16 protein-coding genes are annotated in these 20,222 nt (G+C 44.6%); 1 reads left to right on the forward strand and 15 read right to left on the reverse strand.

The window, feature by feature from the left end; translation table 11 throughout:
• Positions 1 to 42 precede the first annotated feature (42 nt).
• Positions 43 to 975, reverse strand: a complete 933-nt coding sequence (locus VSQ61_RS00405; RefSeq protein WP_334342446.1) for an immunoglobulin-like domain-containing protein — start codon at positions 973 to 975, stop codon at positions 43 to 45.
• Complete coding sequence (locus VSQ61_RS00410; RefSeq protein WP_334342447.1) at positions 959 to 1,519, reverse strand: RNA polymerase sigma factor; 561 nt, start codon at positions 1,517 to 1,519, stop codon at positions 959 to 961. Before VSQ61_RS00410 ends, VSQ61_RS00405 begins: the two co-directional genes overlap by 17 nt.
• Positions 1,520 to 1,655: 136 nt before the next feature.
• Here VSQ61_RS00410 and VSQ61_RS00415 point away from each other — a divergent pair, with 136 nt between their 5' ends.
• A complete protein-coding gene (locus VSQ61_RS00415; protein ID WP_334342448.1) occupies positions 1,656 to 1,838 on the forward strand; it encodes a hypothetical protein in 183 nt (60 codons plus the stop codon).
• Positions 1,839 to 1,863: 25 nt separating this feature from the next.
• Here the strand turns inward: VSQ61_RS00415 and VSQ61_RS00420 are convergent, their stop codons facing one another.
• From VSQ61_RS00420 to sigK, 13 genes are all read right to left on the reverse strand, one after another.
• The gene (locus VSQ61_RS00420) at positions 1,864 to 2,307 is read right to left on the reverse strand and encodes a very short patch repair endonuclease (protein WP_334342449.1); all 444 of its coding nucleotides are present in this window, start codon (positions 2,305 to 2,307) and stop codon (positions 1,864 to 1,866) included.
• 11 nt (positions 2,308 to 2,318) lie between these two features.
• A complete protein-coding gene (locus tag VSQ61_RS00425) occupies positions 2,319 to 3,404 on the reverse strand; it encodes a restriction endonuclease PLD domain-containing protein (protein WP_334342450.1) in 1,086 nt (361 codons plus the stop codon).
• Between the two features lie 24 nt (positions 3,405 to 3,428).
• Positions 3,429 to 4,874 carry an LlaJI family restriction endonuclease gene (locus VSQ61_RS00430; RefSeq protein WP_334342451.1) on the reverse strand — a complete coding sequence of 482 codons (1,446 nt, stop codon included), beginning with the start codon at positions 4,872 to 4,874 and terminating at the stop codon, positions 3,429 to 3,431.
• On the reverse strand, positions 4,871 to 6,898 hold the full coding sequence (locus VSQ61_RS00435; RefSeq protein ID WP_334342452.1) for an McrB family protein: 2,028 nt from the start codon (positions 6,896 to 6,898) through the stop codon (positions 4,871 to 4,873). Before VSQ61_RS00435 ends, VSQ61_RS00430 begins: the two co-directional genes overlap by 4 nt.
• Before the next feature lie 4 nt (positions 6,899 to 6,902).
• Positions 6,903 to 7,952, reverse strand: coding sequence for a DNA cytosine methyltransferase (locus VSQ61_RS00440; protein WP_334342453.1), 1,050 nt, complete (start codon positions 7,950 to 7,952; stop codon positions 6,903 to 6,905).
• Positions 7,953 to 8,550: 598 nt separating this feature from the next.
• On the reverse strand, positions 8,551 to 10,008 hold the full coding sequence (guaB, locus tag VSQ61_RS00445; RefSeq protein ID WP_334342454.1) for an IMP dehydrogenase: 1,458 nt from the start codon (positions 10,006 to 10,008) through the stop codon (positions 8,551 to 8,553).
• A 450-nt stretch (positions 10,009 to 10,458) separates the two neighbouring features.
• Entirely contained in the window at positions 10,459 to 12,081 is a 1,623-nt protein-coding gene (groL, locus tag VSQ61_RS00450) for a chaperonin GroEL (RefSeq protein WP_334342455.1), read from the reverse strand.
• A gap of 98 nt (positions 12,082 to 12,179) precedes the next feature.
• Positions 12,180 to 12,464 (reverse strand): co-chaperone GroES, encoded by a 285-nt coding sequence (locus VSQ61_RS00455; protein WP_160565525.1) that lies wholly within the window; start codon positions 12,462 to 12,464, stop codon positions 12,180 to 12,182.
• 575 nt (positions 12,465 to 13,039) lie between these two features.
• Complete coding sequence (codY, locus tag VSQ61_RS00460) at positions 13,040 to 13,813, reverse strand: GTP-sensing pleiotropic transcriptional regulator CodY (protein ID WP_334342457.1); 774 nt, start codon at positions 13,811 to 13,813, stop codon at positions 13,040 to 13,042.
• A gap of 170 nt (positions 13,814 to 13,983) precedes the next feature.
• The gene (topA, locus tag VSQ61_RS00465; protein ID WP_334342458.1) at positions 13,984 to 16,062 is read right to left on the reverse strand and encodes a type I DNA topoisomerase; all 2,079 of its coding nucleotides are present in this window, start codon (positions 16,060 to 16,062) and stop codon (positions 13,984 to 13,986) included.
• Positions 16,063 to 16,098: 36 nt separating this feature from the next.
• Entirely contained in the window at positions 16,099 to 17,193 is a 1,095-nt protein-coding gene (gene dprA / locus VSQ61_RS00470; RefSeq protein WP_334342459.1) for a DNA-processing protein DprA, read from the reverse strand.
• Positions 17,190 to 18,731, reverse strand: a complete 1,542-nt coding sequence (locus VSQ61_RS00475) for a YifB family Mg chelatase-like AAA ATPase (RefSeq protein WP_334342460.1) — start codon at positions 18,729 to 18,731, stop codon at positions 17,190 to 17,192. The genes dprA and VSQ61_RS00475 overlap by 4 nt, the downstream gene beginning before the upstream one ends.
• Before the next feature lie 718 nt (positions 18,732 to 19,449).
• Positions 19,450 to 20,067, reverse strand: a complete 618-nt coding sequence (sigK, locus tag VSQ61_RS00480; RefSeq protein WP_334342461.1) for an RNA polymerase sporulation sigma factor SigK — start codon at positions 20,065 to 20,067, stop codon at positions 19,450 to 19,452.
• Positions 20,068 to 20,222: the final 155 nt, after the last annotated feature.

Genomic DNA, 20,222 nt, shown 5'->3' on the forward strand with positions numbered 1-20,222 from the left:
TTCCCAGTCACAAGTGCATGTGCCTGTTAATTGATTTGTTCCTTATTCCCAGGTCTGCTCCAGGGCTTCTTCCAGATCTTCCTCCGGGTTTTCGAATCGGAACTTAGAGCAGAGTATCATTCCGTCCAGATAGGTAACTACACGATACTGTTCCGCATCATAATCCCATTCATAGTTTTCCAGAAAAATTTCTTCATCCTGAGCCATTCCCGGTTCCAGACGAACTATACGGTTGTCTTCCTCCTCGGTCAGTTCCTCCTTAGGAGGCACCAGATACCATGCGCCGTCAATCAAAACCTCCAGATCCATAGCGCCGTAATAATAAATGAGGCGCTCATCCATATTGCCTATTGTTACCTTTATGCTTTCCGCATCCCTTGCTATAACCGGACTGTTGACAAGGGTTTTTACTGTCTCAGTCTTTTCCCGCAGCCTCTGATTATCCGCCAGAAAAATCCGTCCGCCCATAAATTCCACACTTCTTTGCGCACTTGTCCCTCCGGTTTCTCCTGCATCTCCCGCCGGCGCCTCCTGGGATCCACCCGCTCCTGAAGCGGCCTCCTCATACTCTCCGTATTCCTCTTCCGGCACCGCTGCAGCTTCTTCTGATGCCGACTCGTTCATCTCTGAAGATGACGCCATATCTGTGGTACTGCTCTTGGAGCTTCTTGACAGCAGCATGGTTCCTCCTGCCAGAAGGCCTCCTATCACCAGCAAAACAAGGATGCTTGCCGCAACTTTATTAAAGCTGTAAATAAATTCATGACTGGCCATTGTCCGTTGCTTGGAACGGCCCTTGGTCTTTAAAAGCTTCTCCATGTATTCCTGAAATTCTTCGGAAAAAGTATGCATACGAACAATCTCACACTCTGGGGGAATAAAGCTTAACTGCTCCTCCATACAGGCGTCCAGTGCCTCTTTTAAAAGCTCTTCCTTTTCATTCAGGGCTTTTTCTTTCTTATCGTTTCCCGACACGGGCTGCCACCTCCTTTTCCAGCATTTCCTGAAGCTTCTTTCTTGCCCGGTAAAATCTCACATTTGCCAGCTTGGGGGTTATATCTAAAAGCCCGGCAATCTCCGTGTCCGACATCTGATGAAGATACTTATACTCAAACACAACTCGATAAGCTTCATCCAGCTCCAAGATACAGGATATCAGGTAATCATAATTTTCTTTTGTAATATACTGGTCCAAAAGATCTGAAGAAGGATCCGCAAGCTCCGGCTCATAATCCTCCGAAGAACAGGTCTCAGCCTTGTTCTTTCTTAAGATATCAACGGCCTTGCTCTTTGTGATAGTCATCAAAAACTTCTTCGTCCTCGGACTGTCCACGTCCTCAATCTTATCAAGATGCCGGGTCAGCGCAAGAAAAGTCTCCTGTACCGCATCCTCTGCCAAATGGGCATCACTAAGAAGCTGATATGCCACATACCAGCAGAACTGCTGATACTGCTCATAAACTAAAGTAAACTTGTCTTTTTCTTCCTGGGTGTCCAACATGGATAAGTATAAAAGCATCTTAAGGGTCCCCCTCCCCTGCAAAATACGCGTCTTTTGCTTGTCTTTTACATATATAATAACGTATATGACTTAGGAATTACTACAAAAATCATTAATTTTTTTTTAAATGAGCCGGGCGTCAGAAAAATATCATATGCCAGACGGGGAGCTGGCTCACCGGATGGCATCTGATATTTTTCTGACATGGGGCGAATGCCCCAAAGCGAGACTGCTTCTTTTGCAGTCGAGCTTGCACGGCGGACTATATCTGCGTCAGAAAAATACCATATACCAGATGGGACGCTGGCTCACCGGATGGTATATGATATTTTTCTGACATGAGGTAATCCAAATCAAAAGGCTCAATCGTCACTATATTCGGATATCGATAAATCAAAAATTACCTCTTCGATTACGCGAACACATTCATCCAAATTGGATAAAATATCCTTTCCCCAAAAACGTATAACTGTCCAGCCTCGAAAGAGAAGAGCTTTGTTAACCTCATTGTCTCTTTCCATATTGCGTGAAATTTTTTTTACCCAATATTCAGGATTGTTTCCTCGTTCCAACTGCGGTTTTAATATTTCCCAATCTTTGCCATGAAAAAACTCGCTATCACAGAAGATGGCTATCTTATACTTGGTTAGCACAATGTCCGGTTTACCGGGAAGCTTGTCACAATTTTTGCGATACCTGTAACCTTTGTGCCACAATGCCTTTCTAAGCGAAATCTCTATCTTTGTATCCTTGCTACGAATATGCTGCATATTTTTACGGCGTTGTTCCGGGGTTAAGTCATCCATTTTCTGTCCTCTCAAAAATCAAGGATATAAACACCATCTTGGTATTTACGAAAAGTTACATATGTTTTTCCATAATGTTCCAGCATTTGTTTGGTTACAAATCCGCCAGAGGGAACGCCGATTTTTTTCCGGATCCATTCACCAATAATGGCATTACTTTCAACGCTATGCAAACCTTTATTTCCGGCCTGTGCCATCCTCATATGAAACGCCCCATAATCTTTTGTTATAACCCTGAACATTGGGCAGTTCTCATCATCTGGATTAATTCTATCCGGAAAAAATCCTTCTTTTTTGTCAAGCTTATTATATGGTATATATGCCTGGTTAAGATTTCTTGCAGTTCCATTTGGACGAATGCCCCAGTTCACGCCAGACCCATAACCTGTACCTGATCCATCCGATTTCAATAATGAAACTTCTAGTTTATCCGTTGGCATCATGGCGTCATATTTCAAATATTCTTGTTCTGAATTATCTGGTCCCTCAATATCTTCATTCATGCCATTTGTAATATTTTTCAGTTGATTGGGAACCTCAGGAGAAAGACAGTCAATAGTGTCTTTTAATAATTCTCTATAATAAAAAAGTGCATTTGCCGGATCACAAACGCAGACCGATTCGCGCCTTTTAAAGAAAGCGTTCATTGTGTAATTCAATGAACCGCAATAAGCAAATGATGGAACATAATCAATATGCTCATCCGGTCTGGACCATAAATATATTTTAGAATGAACTTCGCGTCCGGAACAAATATATCTGCATGACAGATTTGGCATCATACTGTTTTCATTGATTTGTTGAACCAGCCTGCATATATCTTCATGCTTTTTCTTTGACAGACTGGATTTTGTCATACCAAGAATAATTTCCACTGAAAGCGGCTTCACAAAACGGTTATTGCTCATTCCTTCGGAGAGTCCTATCATATGCGTTGATATGCGTTCACAGTCTGTGAAAGCAGTAATGATTTCCAATTTGGTACATTGTCCGGCTATCAAGTCAGTCCTGGCAGGCGCATATAATACCGGTTCCTCAAACGCCTCCGTCAAAAAACCTCGTTTATTTATCTCCATAATGTCAAAAGTATCAATCATTAATTTAATCTCATTCAAACTCAATTACAATTTGAGAACATCTATATTGATTTTTCTTCCGCTTATATAATAATCATACGCAAGTGCTGCCGGAAGAAAACGAACCTTAATATTCTGCAGGCCAAGAACAGACAGCATCTGCAATGATACCTCTCCCTTGTCAATAACCGTTTCACTTTCCGTTGGCATAATGAAGCAATTTTTCACTGCCGAGAATGCATGGTCAGCAATGAATTGCTGGTAAGCCAGTTGATATAGATACTGCTTCGTGATGGATTCTATTCCGGGCTGCCCCTTAGGTGCAGCCTCCGGTTCTAAACAAGCATTATAGTATTTTGCATCAAAAACGATAAACCAGTAATCCCGCCCGACTTTTTCTATAGTAATCAAATCAGGAGTCAGCGTATCATTTGCAGTTTTGCCTGCAGCCGTCCACAGCGGTTTTTCTATCAAATCAATTAGTCTCTTCCTGCTGTTATACTGCGGCTGCAATGCTATAGGCAACTTCAGCGTTCCCAGACAGGCATCAAGTTTGTTATCAAGGATGTCGGCGCAAACTGCTTCCCATACAAGGTTGAAATTGTTTGTGCCATATATGGAAAGACAGTCAATATCATATAAACTGCTGCTATGGGCTATATAAGCATACATTGTTTTGAGTACCTGTTGTTTACGGGTGTAGAACTGCGAATTGAGTTCTTTTTCCAACTGGTACAATATATATTCCTCATCCCCAAAATCATCCAGATTCTCGTCTGACAAATTTACTTCTGCAATTCCGAACATGTCAAGAAGATCGGCAGACCGCAGTTCCCTGGCGGCTTTTGTTAATATACATTCGTGCAGCCGTTTGAAGTAATCATAGTCGTCATTTATGCGTCTTCTTGTCTGCAGGTCAATGTAGTAGGGCCGGTTATGAAAGAGTAGTGTAAAGGTCTCATTGATTGTCTTGTCCCACAATATTTCGCCGGAACCATTGCTCTCAATAATCTCTTCGGTGTTGTTATATGTGCCATTTTCATAATAATCCTGCAGCAGGAAAAGGAGAACGGCAAGCAGGTTAAATGTCTGGCTTTCACTACTGTCATTCAGCATCCGGATAATCTGCTCTTTAGAATTATACTTTTCAAGCACTTTCAAAATCTGCTGCAGTTCTTTTTTGGGCTCATCTGCACTGAAAAGATATTTGGGATAGCATTTCAGCACACACCCCGCAATAACAATCACACCAACAAAGGTAAAAACATAAAGGAATTCATTTTCACCAATTTCAACGTCTGCGACTTCAATATCCACATCTACGAGATCTGACATCTCGCATTGACGGTCGGATGCCTTAACTGCTTTCAAAACCCCATATTCTTTGAGTTTTCGGATTAGAAGTATTACATCCGCTTCTGCACATTCAAATATGTTTAAGAGCTCTTCCTGTGTATACCTCTTCTGCTCCCGGACATACTTGGAAATCATTCTATCGTCTCCTCCAAAATGCCTGCGGCCGGGAGATCCTCAGGCTTAGTATCGATTTGGATATCACGATTAAAAATTCCCAAACCTTTTTCATCAAACTCATGGCAGATTTCGGAATAACGACTGCTCTTCTGGAAACAACCCTCAAATAAAGATGCTCTCTTTTGTCTGGCCGCATCTTCAAAGAGATACATAATCACCTTATTCTTAAAAGTCTCAATAAATTTGTTACGGTCGATTTCGTCTCCATTTTGCGGAATAACAATGTTCTTAGAGATAAAATACGGACCAAGTTGTTTGTCCTCATTTATTTTCTGTTTGGCTAAGAATTTGTTAATCGCTTTTCTCAGCTTATTCCATTCAACTTTCTGAACAACTTTCCTCCCAAGAATGACTGTCTTTCCCCTAATGCCTTCGTCATTATCATCTATTCCAATATACGCAAAATCCCACCGTCGTTTAAAGGCGGTATCCATAGGAAATACTCCCTGATCAGCACTATTCATCGTTGCCCAGATGTACATGTTGTCTGGTAGTCGCAGCTCTTCATAATCGCTTGATTGTCCGCCCAGTTCTTTCGCCAAGTACGCTTTAATATCCTCGGACGGCTTTACCGGATATTGGCTTACATTTCTTTCATCGCGATCTAAAAGCTGAAAAACCTCCCCGAATACTGCAGCTACATTTGCACGATTAATTTCTTCTATAAGAAGTAAATATGGTTTAACATCTTCTTTATTCTCTGAACGCCCATTTTCTATGGCTCTTACATACGTTCTCATAAAAGGACCCGGCACAAATTCATAAGATATCCCAGCTTTTGAAGGAACCGGCTTATACGTTCCCACAAAATGTGCATAGGAATAATCTGGATGAAATGTTACTCTTTCATATCCGCCGCCATTTTCTATTAGGTCCGCCCGTTCACAATTCAATCTATAACTTTTTCCTGTTCCTGGTGCACCGAAGACAATTCGATTATGTGCATATTCTTCTCCGGTATCCCTGTTTTTGCAACTGCAGCCAGTATAATATTCAGGTTCTATGTAAGGTTTATAATCCATGTCTTCCTCCTCAGGCGCATCTTCCTCCATTTCCATATCTTCATAAATTGAATTTACGGCATCAGATTTATTTTCTCCAAATTTTACAGAAGCCGGTATCATAACAGTTACGGCACCAAGAACCCTATCCATAAAATCCTGCGGAAATATTCTTTTAAAATTTTCAAGCAGATAGGGATACTCATCTAAGACGGCTCTTATGACCGCAACTGCCTTAACTATATCAAGAGTACTAAGAGCCTGTGACGGGTCTCGTGAAAGCTCCGGCCCTATATATGGTGCATCATAGGCATCTATATAATTTAAAAAATCCTCTCGTTTGAATGCTTTCTTAAATACGCAATCTATTTCTATATCAAACTTAAAATATTTTCCTTTACCATTGTAACCAAAATCATAAGGTTCTTTAGTAACATGAGCAACACCCTTAAATCCCGGTTTCCAGTCCACTTCGGATTTTCCAACATCACCGCCCAAAGTAACAAATACCTTTTTTCCATTAGTCAGTTCTTCTTTTAAAGTATAAACACCATCCACTGTTATGTTTTTTTCGCCGTTTAAGATGTTGTGAACTGTTTGCGGGAAACCACACTTCATTGATACAAAGCTGTTCTCTTCTTGTTTACATTCAGCAATGATTTCTACTGTCGCTTTTTCTAATACATCCACCGGATAGTCCTTATATGAGTCATATACTTCCTGAAAAGACTCACCACGTCTGCTCAAGGGACGCTCGTCACTCCATCCTCTCCGTCCATTATCCGGGAAATAATAATCAAACGAATCCTTGGCATATTTATATGTTGTTTTCTTGATTCCGAATCTTTTTTCGAGTACGGACCAATCGTCCATTCTGTTTTTATAACGGGCATCTGTCTTTGGCAGTCTTGCATAATACATACAAACGAGAGCTTGCTTCTCCGAATCACTGAGTTCATTAACATTTATCTCTTGAACCATCTTTTTACTCCTTTATACTTGCATCGACACTGTCGTAGGGAATTCTGGCAAACGTCTTCAACACTGCTTCAAAAATAATTTTTGCCCCGCGTGCGGGAACTGCCATGCCTATCTGTTTACGAACCTCCTCCTTACTCCCTTCAAACACAAAGTCATCCGGAAAAGTCTGCAGGCGTGCACGCTCTCTATTTGTAAGCGCTCTATTTTCTGACCAGTGATATACATGTGTGCCGCCGCCGCCTGAACCAGTAATCGTATATGAAGGTTTATTCGGATCAAGCCGTTTGTAAATCTGACTAATTTTTGCACCTTTCACATTCAGCCGCAGTTCCGGAGGGAGATCCGCCGTGAACGCATTTTGACCTGGTTTAATGTATTTTAAGCGTTCCACAACTTGCGGAGATTGCCTAGTGTGCTCATTATTTGGAGCATCTGCGGGTATCGGAGGAATTTCAATCGCACTACGGCAAGTCATCGGTTCGTAACCGTTAGGGGATGGCACCTTAAACTCATATGGCAAGTCGTTTCGAATACCAATAATAATCATTCTATGCCGGGCCTGTGGAATACCATATTCTTCAAAACGATAAAGATTAGGAACAAGTCTATATCCGGCATTTGTCATATCAGCAAGAATGCGTTTGAACGCCGTTCCTTCGTTCGCCGATTTGATGCCGCCTACGTTCTCTGCTAAAAACCATTTCGGGTGATACATATTCAATGCATTGATCCCGTAACTATATAGTGGTCCAAATTTTCCTTTAAATCCCAATTGTTCTCCAACAACTGAAAAATCATTGCACGGAAAGCCAAAAGCCAATGCGTCTATGTCTCCCAGCTTCGCAAGATCCAGTATATGTACGTCTTCGCAGTATACACTATTGGGATTATCCGGGCAGATATTATGCGTGTATGTCTGGCATGTGCTTTCATCATAATCATTTGCCCATGCATGGATAATTTTCATTCCGGGGACATCCGCATTCATCGCACCCCAGGCAAGCCCGCCTGGACCGCAGAATAATTCCCCGAGAGTAAATATAATATCGCTCATATTAATCTCCTCCTGCAAATGTTATAATAACATACAACAAATTTGTTACACGTGTTCGTAAAACTAATAAGTTCATATTAAGTCTAAGCATTGCTAATATACATCTTTCGCTCTTCGCTTATTTCTATGTTATCGTTCCAGTTTTAATATGATCGCTAACACCAAGTTCATCACATCACGGAACGCAATCACCTCAGCGGCTTTTAAGATTATATCAGTATCCCCTGACTTGCAAATTGATACTCCGCTGTTTCTTCCAAACTGTACTATTTTTCTGCCAAATCAACCATATTTGTTTCCATATGTCAGGTGGACATGCTTGTTGCCTTCAAAAATAAAATACGATCCTTATTGTATCCTATTTCATTCTGAAAAGCTATCATTTGTTCTGTGATTTAATATAATTTATATAAATTTAGATGATCTGGTATATTCCTATTACTATATTTATAATTGTATTTCTAATAAGCTCATAATCTCAAAATAGCTATTTTAAAATTCAAAAGGGCCGACAGCATTTTTCCTTTACTGTCGGCCTTTGTTTATCTGCTTTTATGTTAAGTGCAACTGTATAATTACAAGTCAGTTTCACCAAATTTTATAAAGCATCCGTACTGTAATTAGGCGCCTCTTTTGTAATATGAATATCATGGGGATGGCTTTCTTTCAGAGAAGCGGCGGAAATCTTGATAAACTTTCCGTTCTCTTTCAGCGCCTCAATATTCGGCGTTCCGCATAAGCCCATACCGGAGCGCAGGCCTCCAAGAAGCTGGAAGATGGTATCCTCCACCGTGCCCTTGTAAGCCACACGGCCCTCCACGCCCTCGGGAACCAGCTTCTTTGCTCCCTCCTGGAAGTAACGATCCCTGCTTCCGTTCTCCATGGCGGAGATAGAGCCCATGCCCCGGTAAACCTTATACTTTCTGCCCTGGAACAGTTCGAACTCGCCGGGAGCCTCGTCACAGCCCGCAAAGATACTTCCCATCATGCAGACATTGGCGCCTGCCGCAATAGACTTGGTAATGTCGCCGGAATACTTGATGCCGCCGTCGGCAATCACCGGAATGCCGTATTCCTTCGCCACCTCATAGCAGTCCATAATCGCAGACACCTGGGGAACACCGATTCCGGATACCACACGGGTCGTACAGATAGAACCTGGTCCGATACCAACCTTAACCGCATCGGCGCCTGCCTCAATCAAATCTCTGGCAGCCTGTCCTGTAGCAATATTTCCTGCAATTACCGGGAGATCCGGATATGCTGCCTTGATCATTTTCAGACAGCGGATTACATTTGCGGAATGACCGTGGGAGGAATCCAGCACAATCACGTCCACCTGGGCTTTCACCAGAGCATCCACACGCTCCAGCACATTGCTGGTAATCCCTACGCCGGCTCCGCAAAGCAGACGGCCTTTCTCGTCCTTGGCAGACATGGGATACTTGATCTGCTTCTCAATATCCTTTATGGTAATCAGGCCTTTTAAGTTCCCCTCATCATCTACAATGGGCAGCTTTTCTTTTCTTGCCTTTGCCAGAACCTTTTTGGCTTCCTCCAGAGTAATGCCCTCTTTTGCCGTAATCAGATTCTCGGAGGTCATGGATTCCTTGATTTTCTTGGTGAAGTCTGTTTCGAATTTCAAGTCTCGATTTGTAATGATACCAACCAGCTTTCTGCCCTCGGTAATGGGAACGCCGGAAATCCGGAACTTTCCCATCAGCTCATTGGCTTCCGCTAAGGTATGTTCAGGAGAAAGATAGAATGGGTCTGTGATAACGCCATTTTCAGAACGCTTTACTTTGTCTACCTCTTCGGCCTGTGCCTCGATAGACATGTTTTTATGAATAATACCAATACCGCCCTGTCTTGCCATGGCAATGGCCATGCGGTGCTCCGTAACCGTATCCATGCTGGCGCTCATCATCGGAATGTTCAGCCGCACGGTCTTTGTTAAATTAGTTGACAAATCAACCTCATTGGGAATCACTTCCGAGTAGGACGGCACCAACAGCACATCGTCAAAAGTAATGCTCTCACCAATAATTTTACCCATTTCATTCTCTCCTCTCACGTTAATTAAGATACACATCAGTTATTATTAATTTTCTATCTTAGCGAAAAGGGGACTTGTTGTCAATACAATTTCTGACAAAAAAACTGCAAAAAAAGAACTCTGGAAATACTTTTTGAAAATGTATGTTTTATGCGTACATTTGTCTTTTTCCAGGGGACTTCTGCTTTATTCGATTAAATTGCTAAAACAACTTCATCTTTCATCTTCTGATAGTCTGTCATTACACTTCCATACAAAATACGGATCATAATTTTCTAAATTTTCTCATCTATTTATAAAATCCCGTCACAGAGGATAAAATTTGAAAAAAGAAAGAGACATTACCTTTTTAAGGATAACATCTCTTTCCATATTTAAAATTACATGTTTAAACAATCGGATTCCTGCAAGCAACGGTACAAAGTTAAGTTTATCTTATCGCACCTTGACTTACATCATGCCGCCCATTCCGCCGCCTGCGGGCATTGCGGGAGTTTCCTCCTTGATATTTGCCACACAGCTCTCTGTGGTCAGGAAAGTAGAAGCTACACTGGTAGCATTCTGCAGGGCACTTCTTGTAACCTTGGCCGGATCCAGAATACCTTCTTTTACCATATCCACATAATCCTCACGGAGAACATCAAAGCCTACACCCGGATCGCACTCTTTCACCTTGTTGATGATAACTGCGCCCTCCAGTCCTGCATTTGCCGCAATGTGGAACAGCGGAGACTCCAGAGCCTTCAGGATAACCTTTACACCGGTTTTCTCATCGCCCTCAGTAGAATCAAGCAGCTTTGCAACCTCTTTGGTAGCATGGATATATGCGGAACCGCCGCCTGCAATGATACCTTCCTCTACGGCTGCTCTTGTAGCTGCCAGGGCATCCTCCATACGAAGCTTAGCTTCCTTCATCTCAGTCTCAGTTGCAGCGCCTACACGGATAACTGCCACACCGCCGGCCAGCTTAGCAAGTCTCTCCTGCAGCTTCTCACGGTCAAAGTCAGAGGTAGTCTCCTCAATCTGCGCACGAATCTGTCCGATTCTCTGGTCAATCTCAGCCTTATCTCCGGCGCCGTCCGCAATGATGGTATTCTCTTTCTGTACCTTAACAGACTTAGCAGTTCCCAGCATATCCAGAGTAGCTTCTTTAAGCTCAAGGCCCAGCTCCTCGGAAATCACCTGTCCGCCGGTCAGAATTGCGATGTCACGAAGCATCTCTTTTCTTCTGTCGCCGTATCCCGGAGCCTTAACGCCTACTACCGTAAAGGTTCCACGCAGCTTATTCATTACCAGGGTAGTCAGGGCCTCACCCTCAATATCCTCTGCAATAATCAGAAGCTTGCGGCCGGTCTGTACAATCTGCTCCAGAAGAGGCAGAATCTCCTGAATATTGGCAATCTTCTTATCTGTGATCAGAATGTAGGGATCATCAAGATTTGCCTCCATCTTCTCCATATCCGTTGCCATATATGCGGAAATATATCCACGGTCAAACTGCATACCTTCTACCAGATCCAGCTCTGTCTTCATGGTCTTGGATTCCTCGATGGTGATAACGCCATCCTTGGAAACCTTCTCCATAGCATCCGCTACCATATTTCCCACTTCATCGTCTCCGGAAGAAACAGCCGCTACTCTTGCAATCTGATGCTTGCCGTTTACCTTGCTGCTCATGCCTGCAATAGCCTCTACTGCCGCATCCGTAGCTTTCTTCATACCCTTTCTAAGAACAATGGGATTAGCGCCTGCTGCCAGGTTCTTCATGCCCTCATGAATCATAGCCTGTGCCAGAACCGTTGCAGTCGTGGTACCGTCACCGGCCACATCATTAGTCTTAGTAGCAACCTCTTTTACAAGCTGAGCGCCCATATTCTCAAAAGCATCCTCCAGCTCGATCTCCTTAGCAATGGTAACACCGTCATTGGTAATCAGCGGAGCGCCGTACTGCTTGTCAAGCACTACATTTCTTCCCTTAGGTCCCAAAGTCACCCTTACGGTATTCGCCAGCTTATTAACGCCTTCCTCCAGTGCGGTTCTAGCCTCCACACCGTACTTAATTTCCTTTGCCATTTTAAAACTCCTCCAGTCTTTTTAAACTCAAATATTATAATGTCAGGTCAAAACCTTTACTCTATAAACTCTGCAGGCCATTTTGCCCTATAAAGCTGCTATTCAACAATTGCCAGAATATCATTCTGCTTTACAATAATATACTCTTCATCCCCAAGCTTAACCTCATTGCCTGCATACTTGGAATAGATAACCTTATCGCCCTCTTTCACATGCATGGTCACTTCTTTCCCGTCAACCATTCCGCCAGGTCCTACTGCGATAACCTCCGCCTGCTGTGGCTTCTCCTGAGACTTGCTGGCCAAAATAATTCCGGAAGCCGTAGTCTCTTCCGCTTCAAACTGTTTCAGTACAACTCTGTCACCCAATGGTACTAATTTCATTTCTATTCCTCCTTAAGCTTTATACTATGCATTTTTATTATTAGCACTCACCAACATCGAGTGCTAACTTACGGATATTATATTAATGCTTTCAATTTTATTTGTCAACACATTTTCAAAAATTTATTCTTTTTTTATTTTTTCATCAAACCCCAACCATCTCCCCAATCAAACCAAACCACCCAAACCCCACCACCTTACACACAAAAAATACGATTAAATTCAACGTCATAAAAATGAGCTTTTCCAACTTAAATCAATACCCTCACTATTCACCTTCCACATTCCGCCCATAAACAGGGTGTGCCGAAAAACAGGTCCGCAGACTTTTTCGATATCAGGTGTCCGGCTGTTTGCGTACACGCTGTATGATCTGGGCGAACATTACTCAAGATACCCAAAAGCCCTCAAAAACGTCCAAAGTAATGTCCGCTCAGAGCATGCAGCATGTACGCAAACCGTCCGAACACAGGATATGAAAATGGCTGCGGACCTGTTTTACGGCGCACCCGTCCATCCCCACACAAAAAAAGCTGAACAGAAATCCCACTTCCCATTCAGCCTTCGTACCTCCATCAAGCCTTTTTAAGCTTCTCCAACTCCTCAAACACCACATCATTCACCACTTTAATATACGTCCCCTTCATGCCCGAAGACCGGGACTCAATCACCCCTGCACTCTCAAACTTCCGAAGCGCATTCACAATCACAGACCGTGTAATCCCCACGCTATCCGCAATCCTGCTGGCCACCAGAATCCCTTCATTCCCCTTAAGCTCCGCAAAAATATGCGTAATAGCCTCCAGTTCCGAGAAAGACAGCGTACCAATCGCAGACTTCACAATCTGAATCTTACGCTTCTCTTCCTCCGTCTCCTCATTCACAGAACGCATCATCTCCAGGCCAACCACCGTAGTGCCATACTCACTTAAGATAATATCATCAATATCATACTGTTCCCTGTACTTATATAAGAAAAGTGTTCCCAACCGCTCTCCCGCAATATCAATGGGTGTGATGATCGCCTGATAATCCTGTACATTGTCAGACACAAAGCCCAGCGTCTGCAGATTCACATTCTCCTTGGTAGAGAGAATCCCCAGAAGCCGCTCATTCAGCGCCTCATCAATGTGATCTCCCACCTCTCCGGAAATCAACTCCCGAATCTCCTCTACACCCTCACAGCGACTGACTCCAAGAACCTTTCCCTTTCTGCTGAGCACCAGAATATTTGATTTCAAAATATCCGTGAGAACCTGGCAGATATCATTAAATACAACCTTACTGGAATTGTTATTGTGAAGTAATTTGTTAATTTTTCTTGTCTTATCTAATAATTGTACGCTCACCCGCACCCCTCCTTTTGTAGAAGCCTAACCGAACATCATGCTGTGATACTAGCATAAGTTGTCAAACTTTTCAATTATTTTTTTGCAAAATTTTGAAATTTTTTTTACAGTTTCTACTTAATCACTTATTTAAAACAGACAGGTACGGTAGCTATAGCAACTTTTATCCCTTATTCTCCATTATTTCTTTCCCTCGTCTCCCGATATCCGCAGCCTTCGCCGGCACACACCAGATTATGCCCTTTTTCTACCATATAGCTGCCGCACTTGGGGCATTTCTCCTTTGAGGGCTTCTGCCAGGACATAAAATCACAGTCCGGATTGTTTTCACAGCCAAAATACTTCCGTCCCTTCTTGGTCTTGCGCAGAACTACCTCCGCACCGCATTTTGGACAGGAAACCCCGATTTTCTCCAAATAGGGCTTTGTGTTCCGGCAATCCGGAAATCCGGGACAGGCTAGGAACCGCCCGTGAGGACCGTATTTAATTACCATATTGCGGCCGCAGAGATCACAGACCACATCCGTTACTTCATCCTCAATCTTGACTTCCTCAAGCTCCTTCTCCGCCGTCTTAACCGCTTCCTCCAGATCCGGATAAAAGTTCTCCACTACAGTCTTCCAGTTGACGGTTCCTTCCTCCACACAATCCAGAAGTCCTTCCATATTGGCAGTAAAATCCGATTCCACAATCGTCGGGAAGGCTGTCTTCATCATATGATTTACCACCTCGCCAAGCTCGGTGAGATACAGATTCCGATTCTCTCTGGAAACATAGCGCCGTGCTATAATAGTCGTAATGGTAGGCGCATAAGTACTGGGACGCCCGATTCCCAATTCCTCCATGGTCTTTACCAGCGCTGCTTCCGTATAGTGTGCCGGCGGCTGTGTAAAATGCTGCTGGCTGTCCAGGGCTTTCAGCTCCAGCGTCATATCCTTGGAAAGCCCCTTTAAAAGCTGCCCGCTTTCTTCCTTCTCATCTTCCTGAACATATACGGACATAAATCCGTCAAAAGACAGGCGGGAAGCTGACAGTGTAAAGCGATAATCTCCTCCGTCAATCTTTGCAGATGAGGTCTCATAGACGGCGTCCGCCATCTGGCTGGCCATAAACCGTTTCCAAATCAGCTGATACAGCCGGAACTGATCCCGGGTAAGAGATTCCTTCAAGGCAGCCGGAGTACGGGAGATATCCGTGGGCCGTATGCCTTCATGGGCATCCTGAATCTTTTTGCCGCTCTTTTTTGCCAAATTGCCGGCAGAAGTATAGTTTTCTCCATACTGCTCCGTAATATAGGCCCTGGCATTTTTCTGAGCTTCCTCGGAGATTCGGGTGGAATCCGTACGCAGATAGGTAATAACTCCCACCGTTCCGTTTCCCTTAATGTCAACCCCCTCGTAAAGCTGCTGGGCCAGACTCATGGTCTTCTGAGTTGAAAAATTCAATGCCTTAGATGCCTCCTGCTGCAAAGTACTGGTAGTAAAAGGAAGGGGGGCCTTCTTCGTGCGCTCACCCGTCTTTACCTCCGCCACCTGGAAGGATACGCCTTTAAGCTCGGATAAGACTTTGTCCATTTCCTCCTTGGACCCAATGGCCATTTTTTTAGACTTGGTTCCGTAGAATTTTGCCTTAAGAGGCTTCTTGACGCCTTCCGGCAAAAGCTCCGCCTCCAAAGTCCAATACTCCTCCGGAATAAAGGCATTGATCTCTTCCTCCCGGTCCGCAACCAGCCGCAAAGCCACCGACTGTACGCGGCCGGCGCTTAAGCCGCGTTTCACCTTTGCCCAGAGAATGGGGCTGATGCGGTAGCCTACCATCCGGTCCAGCATGCGCCGTGCCTGCTGGGCGTCTACCAGATCCATGTCAATCTCCCTTGCGTTTTTCAGGGATTCCTTTACCGCCGTCTTTGTAATCTCGTTAAAAGTAATCCGGTACATTTTCTTTTCATCCAGATTTAATGCCTTAGACAAATGCCAGGAGATCGCTTCGCCCTCCCGGTCAGGGTCCGTTGCCAGATAAACCTTATCCGCCTTTTTCGCTTCCTTGCGAAGCTTTGCCAGAATATCGCCTTTTCCACGAATGGTTATATACTTGGGCTCATAGTCATGCTCCACATCAATTCCAAGCTGACTTTTCGGCAGATCCCGCACATGTCCCTGGGAAGCCAGTACCTCATAATTACTTCCCAAAAATTTTTTGATTGTCTTTACCTTGGCCGGTGACTCTACAATAACCAGATTCTTTGCCATGTATACTTCCTCTTCCTTCTATTACATTTACTACCTTTACAATACCCGAATAAAATTATTTTTATAAACCTCTTTTGCATATCCCTTCAGTTCTAAACTGGTCAGTATGCGAAGAACTTCTATCAGGGGAAGCTTTGTCCGTATGCACAGTTCCTCCGGACCCTGGGCTTGTAAACCTAAACAACTATACACTATATTTTCTGCCATTTCAAGATCATTTTTTTCATGTTTTTTAATCTGTTTTTTTAATTTTCCATTAATTCCTAATTCTTCCAAAATCTGTTCGGGAGAAAGCGCAATTCCCGCCCCCTGATGAATCAGATTGTTGCAGCCGGTGCTTAAGGAGTCCTCTAAGCGCCCCGGAACCGCATATACGTCCCTGCCCTGTTCCAAAGCCAGATCTGCGGTAATCAAAGAGCCGCTTTTTGCTTTTGCTTCTATTATAAGTACCATATCCGCCAGACCGCTGATAATTCGATTTCGCAGAGGAAACAGATGACGCATAGGCCGAATTCCCGGAGGACTCTCTGATAACAGGCCGCCCTGCTGTTCCAGCCGCATATACAATTCCCGGTGAAATTCCGGATAACAGACATCCACACCTCCCCCCAGAATCCCAAAGGTTTTCCCGCCTCCCTCCAGCGCCCCCTGATGGCTGCAGCCGTCAATGCCCGCTGCCATTCCGCTGATCACCTGCACTCCTCCTTTTGCCAGTTCCCGACCGAACCACATAGCCGCACTTCTCCCGTAAGCGCTGCAGGCCCTTGCTCCCACAATGGCCACAGAAGGGTCAGAATCCTTTGGCAGCTCCCCTCTCACATACAGGCCCCCGGGCTTGTGGGCAACTGTTTTCAGACGGCAAGGATATAACGGGTTTTCACAGCTTATAAAAGTGATTCCTTTCCTTTTAAGCAGCTCGCCTTCCTTTTCAAAGTCCCACTCCTTTCTTCTCCTGCATAACCCTCCAATGGCCCTCTGATTTTTTGGAAATCTCATTAAAAGCTCCTCCTCCTTTGCCATAAAGATTCTCTCCGGCGTCCTATATTGCTCCGCAAGCCGCCAAAAGAGCCCTGGTTCCCCAACAAGGCCGCTTGTAAACCAATGCCAGTATGCCTCCATGGATATCCTCATAATTCCCTCCCCCAATAATTCTTATCCGGCAGGCGGTAGTGAAGGGCTTCCAGCAGATGCTGCTCCAGAATCCGTTCTTCCTGCTCCAGATCGGCAATGGTACGTGCTGTCTTGATAATCTTATAATATGCCCGAGCGCTTAAGTTTAGTTTCCCAAATGCATTTTTTAAAAGCTTCTGTTCTTTTTTACCCAAAGGACAGTAATATTCCACCTGATTTCCGTTAAGATACGCATTAAAATGGATGGAAAGCTCCCTGTAGCGTTCCTGCTGCATCCCATGAGCCGCCTCTACCCGTTTTCGTATCTTAAGAGAGCTTTCATTCTGCTGCTTTTCGGTGAGTTCCTCATAGGAGATCGCCGGAACCTCTGCGCAAATGTCGATCCGATCCAGCAGAGGGCGGCTGATTTTTCCCAGATAATGGCTTACCTCCTGCTCCGTGCAGGTACAGCGCTTCCGATCCGGATAGTAACCGCAGGCACAGGGATTCATAGCTGCCACCAGCATACATTTTGCCGGAAAAACATAAGTGCCAGCCGTCCGTGAGATACAGATCCGGCGCTCCTCCAAAGGCTGTCTTAGAATTTCCAAAGCACTCCTTTTATATTCCGGAAACTCGTCTAAAAATAGAATGCCTCCGGAGCTTAAAGAGATCTCTCCGGGAGCAGGAATCCTGCCGCCTCCTGCCAGAGCTTCCGGCGTAACCGTGTGGTGCGGCGCTCGAAATGGCCTTCCAAGCATCAGCGAGGTCTGCTCCGGCAAGAGACCGGCCACGCTGTAGATCTTGGTCATCTCCAGAGCTTCCTCCAGGCTTACAGGCGGCAAAATCCCCGGAATCCGTTTTGCTATCATGGTTTTTCCGGAGCCGGGCGGACCAATCAGCAGCAAGTTGTGCATCCCTGCGGCCGCCACCTCCGCAGCCCTCTTTGCCACCGACTGCCCGTTTATCTGCGCAAAATCAGCATCGCAGGTGCATGCCTGTTCTCTCAAAAGCCTGTCCGTATCCACCTGTTCCGGAACTACCCGCTCCGGGTGGCGCAGGATTTCAATTAACTGACTAAGGCTGGAGACGCCGATAATCTCCATATTATCCAAAACCGCTCCCTCCGCAGCATTTTTATCCGGCACAATGCAGCGCCGGATTCCGCTGTCTCTGGCTGCCTCCGCCAAAGCCAGAATTCCCGGAACCGGAAGCACCTGACCGCTTAAGCTCAATTCCCCGGTCAGCATCACATCCTTTAAGCTTTCTTTCGGTATCTTCTCCAAAGAAGCCAAAATCGCCGCCGCAACAGGAAGGTCAAACCGGGAGCCTGCCTTTCGAATCCCTGCCGGAGCCAGGTTCACGGTAATCCGCTTAGGAGGGAGTGCAATTCCCGTATTGCGCAGGGCTGTCCGCACCCGATCCCCGGCCTCCCTCACCTCCGATGACAGATATCCCACCATCAAAAGCTGAGGCATTCCATCACTAATATCAGCCTCCACACGGACCAGATAGGCATCCAGTCCGTTTAAGGCTGCTGACTGTACTTTACTAAACATAAAAAGCTCTATCACTCCTTTTTCTGCAAAATTTCCCATGTTCTGTGTCCAAGACACGGATCGTCTACGCACTTTTCATGGGATACTGTTTTCTTTTATATTTTTAAGGAAATAACTTTGGCGACTGCCAAAGCTGAAGATTGTCTTATGTATTTTAGCGGCTGTCAAGCCAAATGAATATGCCGGCACAAAGTAAAGCCGCTCCGGACGAGAAGGCAGTCCGGCACATTCAAGCATCCGCTTTATCTTTTAATTATTTCCCATCATTTCTCCTTTCCTATTATAGCAACCTTTCAAAAAACACAATGCCAAATATCAAACCCTTCCGCTACTGCGCCCTTCTAAAGGCCAGCTCTCAAATATATTATTACCTGTCGGGAAATAAACCTCGAATTGAGATTGATCATAATAAGACATAAACAGATTACCATATACCGTAAAATAAAACAAGTACTTTTTAACCCATTCCGCCGTTCTCTTCCGCCATCCCAAAGTCAGGGAGCGAGCCAAAACCAGGACCGGACTTTTCCAATATCCCAGTGTCCGGCTGTTCACGCACACGCTGTTTGATATGAACGGACAATGCCTCAAAAAATATCGCACCCAACTTTTTATAAAGGCAATGTCCGTGCAGAGCAAACAGCGTGTGCGTGAACCGTCCGAACACGGATATGGAAAAGTCCGGTCCTGGTTTTGGCTCGCTCCCGTCCGTCCCTCACTAAAAATACTCCCTCAACTTCCCCAAAGCATTCTTCTCAATCCTGCTAATATAAGAACGGGAAATTCCAAGCTGACCGGCAATCTCCCGTTGGGTGTATTCCTTTCCGTTATAAAGACCGTATCTCATAATCAAAACCTTTTGCTCCCTCGGCGTCAGCACTTGATCAAGAAGCTCATACAGCTTCTTACTGTCCGCCTTCAAACTAATCTGCGCAAACGCATCTCTCTCATTGCTCTCAATAATATCCAGCAGATGAATCTCATTTCCTTCTTTATCCGTACCAATTGGTTCATAATAGGAAGTTTCCCTGGCTGTCTTTTTTCTGGCCCGGAAAAACATCAAAAGTTCATTCTCCACACAGCGGGCCGCATAAGTAGCAAGACGAGGCCCTTTTCCGCTGTCAAATGTGGTAACGGCCTTTATCAGGCCGATGGTACCAATGGAAATCAAATCCTCCACATCTTCCTCCGAGCCCTGATATTTCTTTACAATATGGGCTACCAGACGAAGGTTGTGCTCCACCAGGATATTACGTGCCTCAAGGTCTCCCTCCTTCAGCTTCTGCAGATAATATTGCTCCTCTTTGGCCGGTAGTGGTTGGGGAAAAGTCTTCAAAAAGGCACCTCTTTGGCGGATTTATATTATCTTATGATAATTCCTCCAAAGAAGTGCCTTTCCACTTTTATCTGCAAATAATAAGCCAAGCTAAAAATGCATGTGTACATAGCTGACAAGCCCTTTTGCACCACATCCTGCATGTTCTGTTATCC

Origin of the sequence: Candidatus Merdisoma sp. JLR.KK006 (assembly GCF_036941035.1) — a bacterium.
Classification (GTDB): domain Bacteria; phylum Bacillota; class Clostridia; order Lachnospirales; family Lachnospiraceae; genus Laedolimicola.